This is a genomic window from Plantactinospora sp. KLBMP9567 (assembly GCF_033446045.1).
Taxonomy (GTDB): Bacteria; Actinomycetota; Actinomycetes; order Mycobacteriales; family Micromonosporaceae; genus Plantactinospora.
Genome location: NZ_JAWQRR010000033.1, coordinates 1 through 15,964, shown reverse-complemented (window position 1 = coordinate 15,964; position 15,964 = coordinate 1). Strand labels below are relative to the sequence as shown.

Annotated in this window: 5 protein-coding genes; 1 reads left to right on the top strand and 4 read right to left on the bottom strand. The window is 72.3% G+C overall.

Going from position 1 to position 15,964, the window contains the following annotated elements; translation table 11 throughout:
• Positions 1-9: 9 nt before the first annotated feature.
• The 4 genes from R6Y94_RS24340 to R6Y94_RS24325 all read right to left on the bottom strand — a co-directional run bounded on the left by R6Y94_RS24340 (position 10) and on the right by R6Y94_RS24325 (position 13,358).
• Positions 10-891 carry an alpha/beta hydrolase gene (locus R6Y94_RS24340; RefSeq protein ID WP_318398158.1) on the bottom strand — a complete coding sequence of 294 codons (882 nt, stop codon included), beginning with the start codon at positions 889-891 and terminating at the stop codon, positions 10-12.
• 76 nt (positions 892-967) lie between these two features.
• A complete protein-coding gene (locus R6Y94_RS24335) occupies positions 968-1,303 on the bottom strand; it encodes a hypothetical protein (protein ID WP_318398157.1) in 336 nt (111 codons plus the stop codon).
• Positions 1,304-1,332: 29 nt separating this feature from the next.
• Positions 1,333-6,114: a polyketide synthase gene (locus R6Y94_RS24330; protein ID WP_318398313.1), complete on the bottom strand. Its 4,782-nt coding sequence runs from the start codon at positions 6,112-6,114 to the stop codon at positions 1,333-1,335.
• Between the two features lie 5 nt (positions 6,115-6,119).
• On the bottom strand, positions 6,120-13,358 hold the full coding sequence (locus tag R6Y94_RS24325; RefSeq protein ID WP_318398156.1) for an SDR family oxidoreductase: 7,239 nt from the start codon (positions 13,356-13,358) through the stop codon (positions 6,120-6,122).
• Between the two features lie 667 nt (positions 13,359-14,025).
• Between R6Y94_RS24325 and R6Y94_RS24320 the strand changes: the two genes are divergently transcribed.
• Positions 14,026-15,843 (top strand): hypothetical protein, encoded by a 1,818-nt coding sequence (locus R6Y94_RS24320; protein ID WP_318398155.1) that lies wholly within the window; start codon positions 14,026-14,028, stop codon positions 15,841-15,843.
• Positions 15,844-15,964 lie beyond the last annotated feature (121 nt).

The following is a 15,964-nucleotide window of genomic DNA, read 5'->3' as shown; positions in this document are numbered from 1 at the left end:
GTGGGTGGATCAGTGGGCGGTCGCCGGTGCGGACGGCTGATCCTGACCGTCATGACCGGAGAGCCCGCTGATGTCCGGCTGGCCGGGTGGGAGGCCGCAGTCCTCGCGTAGCCAGGACAGGACGATGTCGCGTACGGCAGCCGGCTGGTCGACCAGGAGGGAGTGCCGCTGGCCGGGAACGGTGACGAACCGTGCCCGCGGCAACAGCCGTCGGGCCTCGGGGACCAGTCCGACCACGGGCGAGTCGCCGCCGTACACCCACAGCACCGGGCCGCCGATCGCGGCAATCCCCTCCTCCGCCGGTAGCCGGCTGGCCGGCAGGTCGCGTACGAGGCTCGTGGCGGCGAGCACCTCCCGGGCGGTCCTGGCCCGACGGCTGGCGAGTTCCCCGCGTTCGGCCCTGATCTCGGCCAGCGCGTGTTCGCGCGGCAGGTACGCGGCGGCGTGGTGAAGCTGCTGGGCCACCCGCTCGAACCACGCCGCCGTGGGCGGGGAGGACTCGATCGCGGCGACGGCGGTGACCCGCTCGGGGTGGCGTACGGCGTAGCCGAACGCGATCGTGCCGCCGAAGGAGTTGCCGAACAGGTGGATCGGGCCGGTCACGTCGAGCGCGGCCAGCAAGGCCGTCAGGTCGTCGACGAAGTCGTCCAACGCGTAGCCTTCCGGCGGGCGTTCGGTGTGCCCGTGGCCGCGCAGGTCGTACATGATCACGCGGAGGCCGGCGGCGGCGAGCGGCTGGGCGAGGGTGAGATACCAGCTGGCCAGGGTGTCCGTGGTCAGGCCGTGGATCAACACGGCGGTCGGTGCGGCACCGTACCAGCCGGCAACCGCCTCGGCCGGGGCGAGCTGCTCCACGTGCACGGAGAGGCCGTTGGCCCGGACCATACTCATGCCGGCACTCCGCTTCGCTCCATGCCGCCAGGAGGCACACACACCCTGAGCCTGAGGATTCGCCCGCCACCCTCGCTCATGCCGGCGTACCCGCTCTGCCCTGGCTGGTGTCCGCGGTGCCGCTGGCATCCGTCCGGTCGAGCGCGGCGGCGATGTGTTCGACGAGGTGGCCGACCTGTAGTTGCCGGATCGAGTCCAGGTCGAGGCCGGCCACGAGCTTGGCGAGGTTGACCGCGTCGCCGTACCGCCCCTGCAGGCGACCGGCGAGGGAGACGACGTCGATGCTCTCCATCTCCAGGTCGTCCTGGAACCTGGTCGCCATGGTGATCTCACCGTCGACTCCGACGTCGTCGAGGATCGCGTGCAGCATCTCGGCAACCTCGGCGAGGATGTCGGACCGGTCCACAGGCATGTGATGTCCCCTTCTCGTGGTCCCGGTCGCTACGGGCGGCCGGTTCGGTGGGCAGGCTCCGGCCCCCAGGTCCAACCGACGACGTACCGCCGTGCGGGCAGGTCTTCAGGATTGGCTACGTCTCGGTACGCGACCTGGTAGACGCGGTCGCCGACCTCCACGGTCAGGGCGCTCGGGCTGGCGCCCACCACCGCGAACCGGCGCGGGTCCCCGGTGATGCCGGTGCCCTCCGCCTTGGCTGCGGCTTCCTTCGCCACCCGGAAGCGGGCGAGCCACGGGCACGGCTCTTCACCCGTCGCCACCGAGTCGAGCAGCCGCCGTTCCGGCCCGGACAGCGCGGCCGTGACCGTGCCGTCCGGCTGGTCCGCGATCTCGGCAACGTCGATGCCGACGCCGGGGGCACCGGGCGGTGCGTCGGGCTGGCGGGGCTTCGCGATCGCCACTCCGATCTCGGCCGTGTGGGCGAGTGAGACGTCACAGTCGCGGAAGCCCCGGCCGGGCCGCAGGCGTACCCGGGGCCGGCCGTTCGGCTCGTTCGTGACGGTCAACTCGATCGGGTAGACGTCGGTGTGGCCGTCCTCCCACTGCTGGAAGCGGACGGCGTCCTTGACCGCGATCCGGCCGAGCAGCCAATGCTTGCGTGCCTTGGGCGGCTGCCGCTCGTAGTCGGCGTAACCGCTGGTGCCGAGGATGCCGCGAGCGGCCATGGCGCGGGTGACCAGGTCCGTCCAGCAGTCGAAGGCCATGGTCCAGCCCTCCGGTTGGCGCAGCGACATCGGATGGCGCTCGGGGAAGCGCTCCGCCGGGCGGGCCGTGGGGTGGCTGTCGAACCGCCGGTCGACGCAGCCCTCGATCTGCGCCCATACCCGGCCGTCGACGGAGAGCTGGGTGTCGGCGACGAGTTGCCGGTTGTCGATCGCGCGCACCCGGGCTACGCACTCGAACGCCGTACCGGGCGCCGCCGACGGCCCGAAGAACCGGACGTGGCCGAACTCCATCGGCAGCGCGACGGTCCGCACCGGCTGCGTCGTGATGAGCCAGTTGCCGACCAGCTGGAGCGCGTTGTCGAGCAGCGCGCCGGGCGGGGCCGGCGCGGTCACCACCCCGCGGATGTGCATGTCGCCGAGGGCGTGCACCTTGGTCACGCCCCGGAACAGGGGACCGTGGAACATCAGGCGTTCGGCGTACATCTCCTCGGCGTGCAGCCGCGGCGGCCGCTCGGTGGCCGGGTCGTACCGCCAGACCGCCGGACGGTCGGCCGGGTAGTCCGGCGCCACCTCCACCGTCGCGCGGGCGTAACCGTTGAGGATCACCTCGAGTCGGCCGGGCCCGACCGGCTGGACAGTGATCTCGACGTCCTGCGGCGGCGCCGCGATCAACCAACGGGTGAACCGCGCGGCGCGCACCCCGACCACCCGGGTACCCGGGGCGGCCTGCTCGGCGGCGTCCACCATGTGCTGTACGACGGTGGTGGCCGGCACTACCGGCCAGCGGTCCTCCGCGTCGGGCCAGTCGTCGGGTTGGACGAAGAAGCAGTGGTCACGCAGGTACGGCATGGTGTCGAGGGCGACCCGCAGGACCGTGCGGTACGGGCGCGGCGGTGGTGTCCGGGCCGGCTGCCCCGTCCCGCCGTCGGTGGCCGCTACGGCCGATGTGTCGGACAGCAGCATGGCGAGTTCCGCCGCGGCGCTGGAGTGGCCGGCGAGCCTGTGCAGCGTGGCCAGGGCCGGCGATCCCGGCAGCGCCGCATCGGCCTGCGCCGTTGTGCAGCCCTGCGCCGGCACGGAGTCCTGCGCCGTTGTGCAGCCCTGCGCCGGCACGGAGTCCTGCGCCGCCATAAAGCCCTGCGCCGGCACGGGGACCATCCCTCCCTCGACGGCTGAGCCCGGTCTGCCCGGTACCCCGATCGGGCTGGACGTGGCGCCGGCGCCGCCGGTGTCGTCCGGACTGCCGCCCGGCGCGAGGTGCACCGACACGCCGAGCAGACCATCGGCTCCCTCGCCGAGGCGGACCAGCGGACCGCCGAGGTCGAGCCGCACGGTCGGGCCGCGGCGGGCGGACCGGACGGTGGTGGGCGCCGTGATCCGGGTACGTCCCGTGGGCGGCGCGAGTGCGCGCAGGTCCGGTGCGGCGCCCTCGACCCACAGTGCGGTGGCGACCCGGCGCAGTTGGTCCAGCCCGCTGCGGTGGGTGACGTTGACCGGCATGGCGAGGTGGTCCCGGCCACGCAGGTTGTCGCCGATGACCGAGGCGAGCTGTCCGGCGCCGACCTGTAGGAACACCCGGACGCCGGAGTCGTACATGGCCTGGACGGTCTGCCGGAACCAGACCGGTTCGAGCATGTGTCGGATGAATATCTCCAGTACCCGGGCCGGCTCGGTAGGGAACGGCGCCCTGAGCGTGGTGGACCAGACGGGTACCCGGGTGGGGCGGACCTGCCAGCGGCGGAGGGCCGCGCCGATCGACTCCAACCCGGACGCGAACATCGGCGTGTGGAAGGCGGAGCGGAACGGCAGCTTCTGGCAGAGCAGGCCGTCGTCGCGAAGCGCCTCGACGAGCAGTTCTATCTCGCCCTCGGGCCCGTTGACGATGCACTGGGCGGGCGCGTTGTCGTGGGAGAGGGCCACCCCCGGGTAGCCGGCGAGCCGCGGGGTGACCTGTTCCGCGGCCCCGCCGATGACGGCGAACGCGCGGCCGGGCACCTCGATCGACGTCGAGTTGAACGCGGCGAGGAAATCGTCGATGGATCCCGAGCTGATCTGCCCGGTGGTGGCCGCAGCGGTCCACTCACCGATGCTGTGCCCGGCGACCGCGTGCGGGGTGATTCCGATCCGGTGCAGGGCGTCGTTGAGCAGCCTGCCGACCTCGATCACGCCAGCGCCGTGCCGGCCGAGATCGTCGGCGGACCACTGACGGTCCGGCAGGCCGAAGTGCGCCGCGATGTCCGCGGTGCGCGGACTGAACTCCGCATCGAGCCCGGGATACACGAAGGCGAGCTGCCCACCGGAGTCGTCGGCGAGCAGTGGGGTGGGGCTGAACCAGATGTCCCGGGCACCGCGCCAGGACTGTCCTCTGGCCACGGCGCGCCGGGCGGTGCCGAGGCGTTTGGGGTCGGGGCTGACGATACCGAGCCGGCAGTGTTCGCCCGCCGCCAGCGGCCGTACGCCGGTGGGACTGGCCTGCCGCGCCCGGGCGGCGCCGAGGATGCGTACGTTGTGGTCGTCGGTGTCGAGCAGGCGGGCGAGCGCGGCCGGCTCGGGGGCGGCCAGCCACAGCACCTCGTCGGGCTGCTCGACGGTGACCCGTACCGTGGCCTGACCGCCCGCCTCCCCCCGGCCCACCAACTCCGCTGCGGGCACCGGCACCGGCCTGGTCACCGGACCGGCCGAGCCCGTGCCGCCCCGCCGGTCCGCGAATGCCTCCGGTGTCTCCTCCAGGACCACGTGGGCGTTGCTGCCGCCGAAGCCGAACGCGTTGACGCCGGCGCGGCGTGGTCCGTCGCTCTCCCACGGCTGGGCGGTGGTGATCGGCGCGAACCGGGTACGCCCCAGTTCCGGTCGCGGCGTGTCGCAGTGCAACGTCGGCAGTAGCACGCCGCGGTGCACGGCCAGGGCCGCCTTGATCAGGCTGGCGATACCGGCCGCCGGCATGGCATGGCCGATCATCGACTTCACCGAGCCGATCACCGGTCGTGCCCCACCCCGATGCGGACCGAACACCTCGGCGAGGGTGGCGAGTTCGACGGCGTCCCCGGTCGGCGTCGCGGTGCCGTGCGCCTCCAGCAGCCCCAGCGCATCCGGTGCGGTCGGGTCCAGCTCCGCAGCCGCCCAGGCTTGCCGGACCGCCAACACCTGACCGGCGCTGGCCGGATTGACCATGCTCGCGGCGCGCCCGTCGCTGGACATCCCGCTGCCGCGGATCACCGCGTACGTCCGGTCGCCGTCACGCACCGCGTCGGCCATCCGCTTGAGTACGACCACACCGGTGCCCTCGCCGATGAGCAGCCCGTCCGCCGCGCTGTCGAACGGTCGAATCTCGCCCTGCCGGGAGAGGGCGCCGAGTTGGCTGAACACGGACCAGAAGCTGATGTCGTGCACGTGGTGTACGCCACCGGCGAGGACCGCGTCGAGCCGGCCGCTGTTCAGCTCGGTGACCGCCTGGTCCACCGCGATCAGCGACGAGGCGCAGGCGGCATCCACCGTGTACGCGGGCCCGCGCAGGTTGAGCCGGTTGGCCACCCGGGAGGCGGCCAGGTTCGGCACCAGTCCGATCGTCCCCTCCGGCTGGTGTTTGCCGAGCCGCTCGTCGAACCTCGCCCGGACCGCGTCCAACCGGCTCTCCGGCAGGTCCGGGATCAGCTCGCGGAGCACCTGGATGACCTGGCTGGACATCCGCACCCGCTGCGCGTACCGAGCCTGGGCCGGGCTGAGGATGCCACCCCGGCCGAGGATCACCCCCACCCGCTCACCGGCGGGCAGCCGGTCCATCCCCCCGGCGTCCTCGACCGCCGCCGCCGCGACGTTCAGCGCGATGAGCTGGTCCGGCTCGATCTCGGCGACGGACGCCGGCATGATGCCGAACCTGAGCGGATCGAAGGTGGCCAGGTCGTCGACGAATCCGCCCCGGCGGCAGTAGAGCCGGTCCGGCCGGTGTGCCCGCGCCGGGTCGTAGAACTCCGGGTCCCATCGGTGCGGCGGCGTCTCGGTGACCGCGTCGACGCCCTCGACCAGGTTGCGCCAGTAGCTGTCCAGGTCACCCGCGGCCGGCAGCAGCACCGCCATCCCCACGATCGCGACCGGGTCGCCGGGCATGCCGGTCACCAGACCGACGCGGTGTAGACGACGGAGGTGAGCGCCGGGTCGCCCCAGGCCAGCTCGCTCAGCAGGCTCTGCGCGCCTTCCTCCGGGTCGATCAGGCCGACGCCGCGCCGGGCGAGTTCCCGACCCAGTTCGGGGCTGACCATGCCGCCGTGCCCGTCGGTCGGTGCCCACGGCCCCCAGTGCACCGTCAGGCAGCGGTTGCCGGTTCGGGCGGCCCATCGGGCGCCAATCGTCTCCAGGGCGTCGTTGGCTGCCGCGTAGTCGCCCTGGCCGCGGTTGCCGTACACCGCCGCGATGCTGCCGTACAGCACGACGAACCTCGGTCGACTGCCGACGGCGTCCAGCGCGTCCAGCGCCGACCGGGCACCCGTCACCTTCGTGTCGAAGACCCGGACGAACGACTCAGGGTCCTTGTCGACGATCAGTTTGTCCTCGACCACGCCGGCGGCGTACACCAGCCCGTCGATACGGCCGTACTGATCGTGGATGGCGTTGATCAGCCGCTGGGTCGCCTGCGGGTCGCGGGCGTCGAGGTTGTGGTAACGCACTCTGGCGCCCAGTTCACCGAGTTCCCGTACGGTGGCCCCGACCTCCCGGCCGGCGAGGACCGCCTGGGCCGCGCGGGCGATCGCCGCCGGGGAGCCGATCCGCTGGCGCGCGAGCACCGCCCGCACCGCCGCCGCGTCCGTGGCCGCCGCCAAGGCCGGATCCGGAGGGCCGTCCGGCAACGGAGTACGGCCGGCCAGCTCGATGCGGCACCGGGCAGCCGTCGCGAGGGCACGGGCGACCCAGGAGGTGATGCCACGGGCGCCGCCGATCAGCAGCACCACCGAGTCGCGGTCCAGCCCCATCGCCCGCGCTTCCGCCACGCCGTCGCCCGCCGGGCCGGCACCACCGGCCCCCAGCGCCCCGAGGCTCGCCGGCATCAGGTCGTACGCACACCGCCGGCCGCCGCCCCGGTTCACCACCGCCGCCTCGCCCCCGACCAGCATCTCGTCGACCAGCGTCTGGGCGAGCCGCGCCGCAGGCTCCGTACCGTCCACGATGACCAGGCGCGAGCTGATGGAGGGATACTCCCGGGCGATGGTGCGGAACAGGCCGCGCAGCCCGTCCGCCCCCGCACCCGTGTGGGGGTCGGCGACCGCCAACACCCGGTGCACCCCGCCGGTCAGGGCTCTCTTGATCAACTGAAACGCACCGGGGAGCACCGGTTCCTGCCCGCCGACCAGACCGTCGAGCAGGACCAGCCCGTCCGCCCCGTCCAGGCTGCCGGGCTCGGCCGCGGTGCCGGTGCGTACGGTCGCCCCGTGCCCGCGTAGCAACTCGACCAGCCGTACGGCGGTCGGACCCGATCCGGTGACCACCAGCGTGGCACCCGCGAGCACCGTCGCCGGTTGCCTCGGTGCCTCCGGGACCGGAACCACCGTGCAGAGCATCCGCGTCGGCGCGACACCCAGCGACGTGGCACCGCCCGCCGGTCCCGGGCTACCCGTCGCCGGCGCCGGGAGCGGGTACTCCTGCCCGGTGGGCACCGCCGCGGCCGGTCCGGTACGCGCCCGTGCCGGCACGGTGGACGACGCCTCGGTCGCTGTCGGCCCGGCGGCCGCGATCGAGGACTGTACGGGGACCGTAGCGGCCACGGCCGCGTTCACCCGGCTGCTGAGCCAGTCGACCATCGCCCGTACGGTCCGGGCCTTGACCAGTCCCTCCAGCTCCGATTCATCTCCCTCGGCCGCCAGGCCGAGCCGGGCGGCCACCTCGCCGGCCACCTCCGCCCGCTTGATTGAATCGATGCTCAGGTCGGCCTCCAGATCCAGATCGAGTTCGATCAGGTCGGCCGGGTAACCGGTCCGCTCGCTGAGCACCACCAGCACCGCGGCCTGGAAGCCGAGACCCGGCGGCTGCGCCGCGAGCGTGCCGACCGGTACGGCGGCCGCGGCGCTCCGGGTGCCGGCGCTGGTGCCGGCTCCTCCTACGCCGGTGCCAACTTTTCCGTCGCCGGGCGGCTCGACCATCGGCGCCGTGACCGACATCGGTCCGGGCGGGAGGGGCACGGGTGGGCTGCCCGTAGCCGACCCTGGCGAGGTGGACAGGGCCTGACTCGCCGGCGCAGGCAGGATCGGTACGTCGTAGCTCGCCGCCCTCTCCGTCTGGGTTGGCGTTGGCGTTGGCGTTGGCGAGATCCGTACCGGCGGACCTGCCGTGTCCGCTGTGGCCTCGACCGGCGGGCCTGCCGGATGGTGGTTCCCCGGTAGCCGTCCGGCGAGATGTCCCCCGCCGGTGCTGCCGAGGTAGGCGAGCAGGACATCGTGCTGAGCGGCGATCAACTCGCGATTGGTCCGCAGAAACTCGGCGAGCAGTTCCTCCCGCCCGTCTCGCCTGTCACGGTCGTCGGTGCCGCCGGCCGAGGGCCCGGCTGTTGCGATCATGGACAACTCCTTGCTGCGTCGCGGGGCCGTCATGCCTCCGGGGAGACTGCCTCCGTCGCGGTCGCGGACGAGTTGCCCGTCGACAGTCCAGAAGGGACGGTCGTCGGGTTCGGTCGTACCCGCCACGACGGTGTCGCGGCGGTGAAAGAGCCAGCCGGTCTGTACCGGTACCCCGGTGCACGCCAGCTGTGCCACGGCGATGAGGAAGTCCCGGAGCCCTTCGCCGGTACGCCGGTCGCAGGCGACGGCGAGGTGTGGCCGGTCGGCGAGGATGACCTGGACCAGGCCGGTGAGCACCTGCCCGGGTCCGGCCTCGACGAAGGTGCGGGCGCCGGCCGCGTACATGGCTTCGATCTGTTCGACGAAGCGGACCGGAGCACCGATCTGGGCCGCGAGTTCGTGCCGCAGCTCGTGGGCGTCCGCCGGGTAGGCGGTGGCGGTGCGGTTGGACCAGACCGGGATGGTGGCCGTGGTGATCGGGTGAGCGGCGAGCATCTGCGCGAAGCGATCTACGGCGGTGGCGACGAGCGGGCTGTGGAAGGCGCAGGCGACGTTGAGCCCGCGAGCCGTCAGACCGGCGGCCTTGAACGCCGAGATCGCCGCCTGCACCGCCGGGGTGCGGCCGGAGATCACCTGCTGGGTGGGCGCGTTGCTGTTGGCCAGGACGACCTGGTCGGCGAGGCCGGAACTGTCCAGGACCGCGCCGACACGCTCCGTGGTGGCGATGACCGCGGCCATGGTGCCCGGATCGGTGTCTGGATCGTCGCCGACGGCGGCGAGGATCGCGTCCGCGCGCTGCCGGCTGAGCCGCAGCAGGGTCGGCGGGTCGTACGCGCCGGCGGCGCACAACGCGACGAGTTCGCCGTAGCTATGTCCCGCGGTGAGGTCGGGGTGGATGTTGAGCCGGCGGAGCAGGTGGTCGACGGCGAGCCCGCCGACGCCGAGCACCGGCTGGGCCACCCGGGTGTCGCGGAGCCGATCCTGCTGGGCGCCCTCGGTGGTGGGATCGAACGCGCTCGGCGGGAACAGCAGGTCTACCCACTCCTGACCGAGCCCGAGATACTGGCGCAGCTCAGGAAAGGTGACGAACAGGTCGGCCAGGGCGCCGGGATGTTGACTGCCCTGCCCGGGGAAGAGGAACGCGACCTTCCCGGCGGCGTTGCCGGATCCGGTGCGCCGAGGTGGCGGCTGGACGAGTCCCTGTCCGGGGTCGTGCTCGCCGGCGAGCGCGCGGTTCAGCAGCAGATCGAGTTCGGTGACATCCCGGGCGACGATCGCGACCTGGACCTCTCCGGAGCGTGGGGCGGCCTGCGCGGCGGCCGTACCGGCCAGGTCACGTAGTCGCCACGGCCGGTCGTACCGGTCGGTGGTCCGCAGCGTGGCGGCCAGCTTCCGTACGCCCCGGTGCGCCGCGGCCCGGTCGGGGCCGCGGAAGCAGAACAGCTCCGCCGGCCACTCCTGGCGCGCGTGGCGCGGTTCCGGGGTACGCGGGTGCGCGGCGAGCACCAGGTGGTAGTTGGTGCCGCCGAAGCCGAAGGCGCTGACCCCGGCGAACCGCTCGCCCGGCGGGGCGCTCCACGGGCGGGCCGAGGTGTTGAAGGCGAACGGGCTACGCTGCGGATCCCAGGCCGGATTGGGACGGGTCAGGTTGATGGTCGGCGGCCGGACGCCGGTGTACAGCGCGAGCGCCGTCTTGATCACACCGGCGAGCCCGGCGGCGCACTTGGTGTGGCCGATCTGTGACTTGACCGAGCCGAGTGCACAACTGCCCGGCCGGGCACCCGACTCGACGAAGAACCTGGTCAGGGTCTCCAGCTCGGTACGGTCCCCGACGACGGTGCCGGTGCCGTGCGCCTCGACCAACCCGACCTGTCGCGGGGAGATGCCGCTGCGCGCGTACGCCCGGTCGAGCGCCCGGCGTTGCCCCTCGGCACGCGGCGCGGTCAGGCCCAGGGCGCGCCCGTCGCTGGACCCGCCGACCCCCTTGACGACGGCGTAGATGCGGTCACCGTCGCGCTCGGCGTCGGCGAGCCGCTTGAGCACGACACAGGCGACGCCCTCGCCGAGGGCGATGCCGTCGCCGGTGCTGTCGAACGGGCGGCACCGGCCGGTAGGCGACAGCGCATGCGCCGAGGTGAACATCAGATAGTCGTTGATGCCGTTGTGCAGATCGGCGCCGCCGCAGATCATCAGGTCGCTGGTGCCCGCCACCAGCTCCTTGCACGCCGCGTCCATGGCCGCCAGCGACGAGGCGCATGCCGCGTCCACCGTGAAGTTCGGTCCGCCCAGGTCCAGTCGGTTCGCGACCCGTCCGGCGATCACGTTGGCCAGCATGCCGGGGAACGAGTCCTCGGTGACCCTGGGTAGCTGGTCCTCCAGCTCGGCGGGGACCTCGCCGAAGTACGCCGGCAGCATGGTACGCAGCGTCTGCGCGTGTCCCATATCGCTGCCCGCCTCGGCACCGAACACCACCCCGGTACGGGAGTGGTCGATGCCCGGCACGTCGTGGCCGTACCCGGCGTCTACGAGGGCCCGGTGCGATGCCTCCAGGGCCAGCAGTTGGGTCGGGTCGATGCTCGCCAATGCCGCTGGCGGAATGCCGTACCGGATGGCGTCGAACGGCACCGGTGCGATGAACGCGCCCCACTTCGACACGCTGATCCGGCCCGCCCGGCCCGGCTCCACCTCGGACGCGTAGTAGGTCTCCACCGGCCATCGCTGGGCGGGCACCTCCCGGATGGCATCGCGTCCGCCGAGAATCGTCTGCCAGAAGCCGGCCAGGTCCGGCGAGTCCGGAAAGATGCAGGACATGCCCACGATGGCGACGTCCAGCGGGGCCGCCGGCACCGGTTCGGCCGGACCGGTCTCCAGTTCTGGCGTCGCCGCCAGCGCGGCTCTCCGCTCAGCGTGGAAGCGCTGCGCCCCGACGGTCACCCCGGCGTGCAGGTCGACCACGGTCGTCCGGGCGTCACGCAGCACGGCCACCTGGCCCGCCATGAAGAGCCCTTCAGCACGCTGGCCCGCCTCGTCCACCGCGACCAGCGCATCCCCGTCGCGCCGTCGACCCTTGCTGGCGATCCGCAGCCGGCCGACGTTGAGCATCTCCAGCCGCTCCCACACCTGCCTGCCGGCCGCCCCCGTCGCCGCCAGTTCCTGCCGCACCCGCTGGAAGTCGTCGACATACGGGCTGGGCAGGCAGCGGGTGACGTGTCCCGGTGCCGTCTCCAGCGTCGCCGTACCGGTCGCCGCGATCGCCTGCCGCTGGAACAGCGGCTGGATCGCCCCGCAGTCGACCGCCTCCCGGGTGAAGAGGTAGGCGGTGCCCAACAACACCCCGACCTGTACGCCGCGCCGCGCCAGCGGCCCCGCCAACGCCGCCACCATCGCCGCCGAACGGGCGTCGTGGATGCCACCGGCGAAGAACACCTGCATCTCACCGGCGGTCCCGACCGGGGCGTTGTCGAGGAAGTCCGCCAGGGCCAGCGCCTGCGCCTCCCAGAGCGGAAAGCTCGTCCGTGGCCCCACGTGCCCACCGCACTCGGCGCCCTCGAACACGAACCGCCGCGACCCGGCGCGGAGGAACTGCCGCAACAGGCCCGGCGACGGCACGTGCAGGAACGTGGTGATGCCCTCGGCCTCCAGGGCCTTGGCCTGCCCGGGCCGACCGCCCGCGATGATCGCCACCCGGGGTCGGACCTCCCGCACCGCCGCGAGCTGCCCGGCCCGTACCTCCTCCGGGACGAACCCGAGCACCCCCACCCCCCAGGGCCGCTCGCCCAGCGCCTGCCCCACCTCCCGCAGCATCCGTTGGGACTGTTCGCCGCTGGCCAGGGCGAGCGCGATGAACGGCAGGGCGCCGTCACCGGCCACCGCCGCCGCGAACGCCGCCACGTCGCTGACCCGCGTCATCGGCCCCTGCGCCACCGGGATCCGCACCCCGAGCGCCCGCGCCAACGGCGCACCCGGGGCCAGCAGCTCGCCCGGCGCGTCGTCGGTGACCGCGTCGTCGATCTCCGCACGGATGCCGCGCACCGCGGCGGCCGTACTTCGCCAGCGCTCCGGGAACACCGCCGCCAACCAGCCGTCCTGACCGACCGGGAGCAGCTCGGCGGTGCCGTCCGGTCGACCGTCGCGACGTACGCCCCGCACGCCGTCGCGCAGCACCGTCTCCGAGCCGTCCATCCGCCCGATCACGGCCCGCACGTCCTCCGGCAGGTCCGACTCCGGCATCAGCGCCAACTGGTTGTCCAGGACCACTCCGGTCGCCCCACCGACCACACACGCGGCGGCGGTACGCGGCCCGATCCCGCCGGCCACCCAGATCGGCAGGTCCAGCGCCTCGTCAGCCAGCAACTGCTGCAACAGGACGAACGAACTCAGCTCGCCGACCCGTCCGCCCGACTCCGAGCCGCGGGCGATCAACCCGTACGCACCGGCGGTAGCCGCCGCGCGCGCCTCCGTACGACTGGTCACCTCCGCCAGCACCCGGTATCGCTGGGCGGCCTCACCCACCGGCCACGCGCCGTCCGGCGGCAACACCACGAGGCTCACGTTTCCCTTCGCGGCCCGCTCCACATGGGTCACCGTGGCGGCACAACCAGCCGGGATCCGTACCCCGATCGGCGTCGCCGACCATGACGCCGCCTGCGCCAACGCCCACAGCGCCCGGGTGTCTCCGCGGGCGAGATCGAACACGCCCACCCCGCCCCCGCTACCGGCGGCCGCCACGATCCGTGGGCCAGGCTCGACCCCGCCGCACGGGTTCACCACGATGATCGGATCACGCCCGGCGGTAGCAGTATTCATCCGAACTCCCGTCCTGGGGCCAGGCGCGGCGGGGACCTCGACCGCCGTGCCGGTGCGGTGTCACGGGCGCCGTCTTGACCCCTGCCAACTTACGCCATTTGGCGACGTTTTTGCAGGTCATAGGCCGAAAGAGCTAAAAGCGAGCTACTCTCTGGTTCTTCCGAAAAAGCCTCGGGGACCACGATCTTTTGGCGAACTCAATCGGCCCCGCCGGGCCTGGTCCCGGCGCCCGCAGCCGACGCCGACCCAGCCCTTTTCCGGGGTGCGATGCTGCGTCCCTCGTCTCCCTCCGAGATCCTCGGGAGTTTCACATTCCCTGCGTCTGCCGCCCCATTCGTGAGCTAGCGTCATGATATGGCCGGTTATCGCCCGCCTCGGACCCGAGGGGCCGATGGCGCATGACACCCGTTTTAGTACTGCTTCAGGCTGATTGGCGCGCTCTGTGTGCGTCGGCGGAACCCGCGCACCCTCGGTGTTCCGGGCGACATAGGCGATTCCCGGGGCGCCATCAGCGGCCTCGCCATGGGCCGTCCCCCTTCGCGCAACAGCGGATGCTGCCCATCAGACGGTTCGCCCCCGCCTTCCCCCTGCCCTCCCCTGCCGTCCGCCCTGCCGACGTTCGTGGCGACAGCCACGCGACGAACCGCAACCCGAGAAAGGACCACGCATGGACAGGACCAGGAACATTGCCCGGTCTCTGCTCTCCACCGCCACCGTCATGGCGACCTCGCTCGCGCTCGCCGCCGTGCCGGCACACGGCGCCGCCGACAGCGAAGCACCGGCGGAGAAACGCCTGCAAGACGACAAGCCGCTCGAAGCCGGCCAGGCGCTGGCGACGCCGGCCATCAGCCCGGAACTGCTGGCGAAGGCCGCACCAGACGAGTGCTTCGGCGGGAGCGGCCCGCCGCCCTCGGCCTGGGCCGGCTGCGAGACCGGGCTGCCGAAGGTGAACCAGTCGTACGTATGGGGCCTGACCACGTCCGGCGACCACCTGTGGTTCGGGACGGCATCCAACGTCCACTGCCTGACGATCGGGACAAGTCTGGCGGTGACCGAACCAATCGAGAACGACGACTACGTGTGCGAATACGGCGAGAGCCCGCAACGGTCAGAGAACCCCGCCATCCCGCCGGCCGGAGGTGACTGGCGGCCGCCGAAGATCTACCTCTACCACAAGCCGTCCCGCAAACTGGTGGACAAGGCAGCAGCTATCACGAGAAAGTCGGAGGCCGATCGGCAACGGTTCGAGTCGACGGTGGGAATTCGTGCCGCCGGCTCACACCGGGGCGTCGTGCTGCTCGGCGGACCGAGCATCCTCGGCCTCAACCTGTTCGCGTTCGACGGCGAGTCGGGCGAGTACCTCGGTTCGACAACCCTCGCCGGGTACGGCAATGTCCGGCACTTCCTGGTCGCCGACCACACCCTCTACGCCGGTGTGGGTCTGGGGACCAACGGTCAGGCCGGCGGAGCGGTGCTGCGCTGGACCGGCAACAAGTCCCGCCCATTCGACTTCAGCATGGTGGCCAGCCTGCCGCAGCAGGTCGCGGACCTCGTCGTGCACAAGGGTCGGATGTTCGTCACGACCTGGCCCAGCATCGCCCGCAGCTTCGATAGCGAGAACACTGCCGGCATATGGATGAGCCCATGGCTGGTGGACGGTGCCCGGGGCCTCACCACTGCCGACGCCAACGCCTGGAAACGGGTGTGGAACGTGAGTCAGTACGAGCCCGACCCGGTCATCGCCGCGACCTACGGCCTCGGCGGGCTCGCCTCGTACGAGGGGAACCTCTACTGGGGAACGATGCACGTGCCGATGAAGGCTACCCAGGCCCACACGACACGCTACGTGCCGGAGAGCGACGCGCAGAACCTCGTCGCTGCGAAGAACACGCAGCGGACGACGAGCATCTTCCGGGCCAGCAGATTCGACAACGGCAAGGCCAGGGCCGACCTGCTGTATGGCGCGGCGGAGCTGCCCGCGTTCGACCCGGAGGCAAACGACGGGGCGGGCGAATGGCAGCTCATTCCGACCGGACACAAGCCCAGGTACGGCGCGGCGGGATTCGGCAACAGCTACAACAACTACACCTGGAAGATGCTGGTGGCCGGAGGCTCGCTCTACATCGGCACCATGGACTGGAGCTACCTCGTCAAGGATCTGCCGTTGGAACTTCGCGGCGCGGTCGAGGGCGGGCTCGGCGTGGCCGATCCCGCGTCGTACGGCGGCGACCTGTGGGTGTTCGACGACACGCATGGGCCGGCCAAGTCGGTGAGCACCACCGGGCTCGGCAACTACCTCAACTACGGGTTCCGCACGATGGTGGCCGATGGGCCGGCCGTCTACAGCGGCATGGCGAACCCGATGAACCTGAGGACCGACCGGGACGACGATGTCCCGGAGGGCGGTTGGGAACTGATCCGCCTGCCCGTGGCCAACTCCCCGGCGACGGCCCGGCAAAAGATGGCCCTCGGCGCGCAGCGGTAAGCCCTCCCAGCGCAGGCAACTGATTATCCGTTGGAAGTAGCGATCCGTACGGTCGTGGGGGGGGGGGGGGGGGGGCACGCCCCCCCCCCCCCCCCCCCCCCCCACTTCTGGGGCCCCCCCG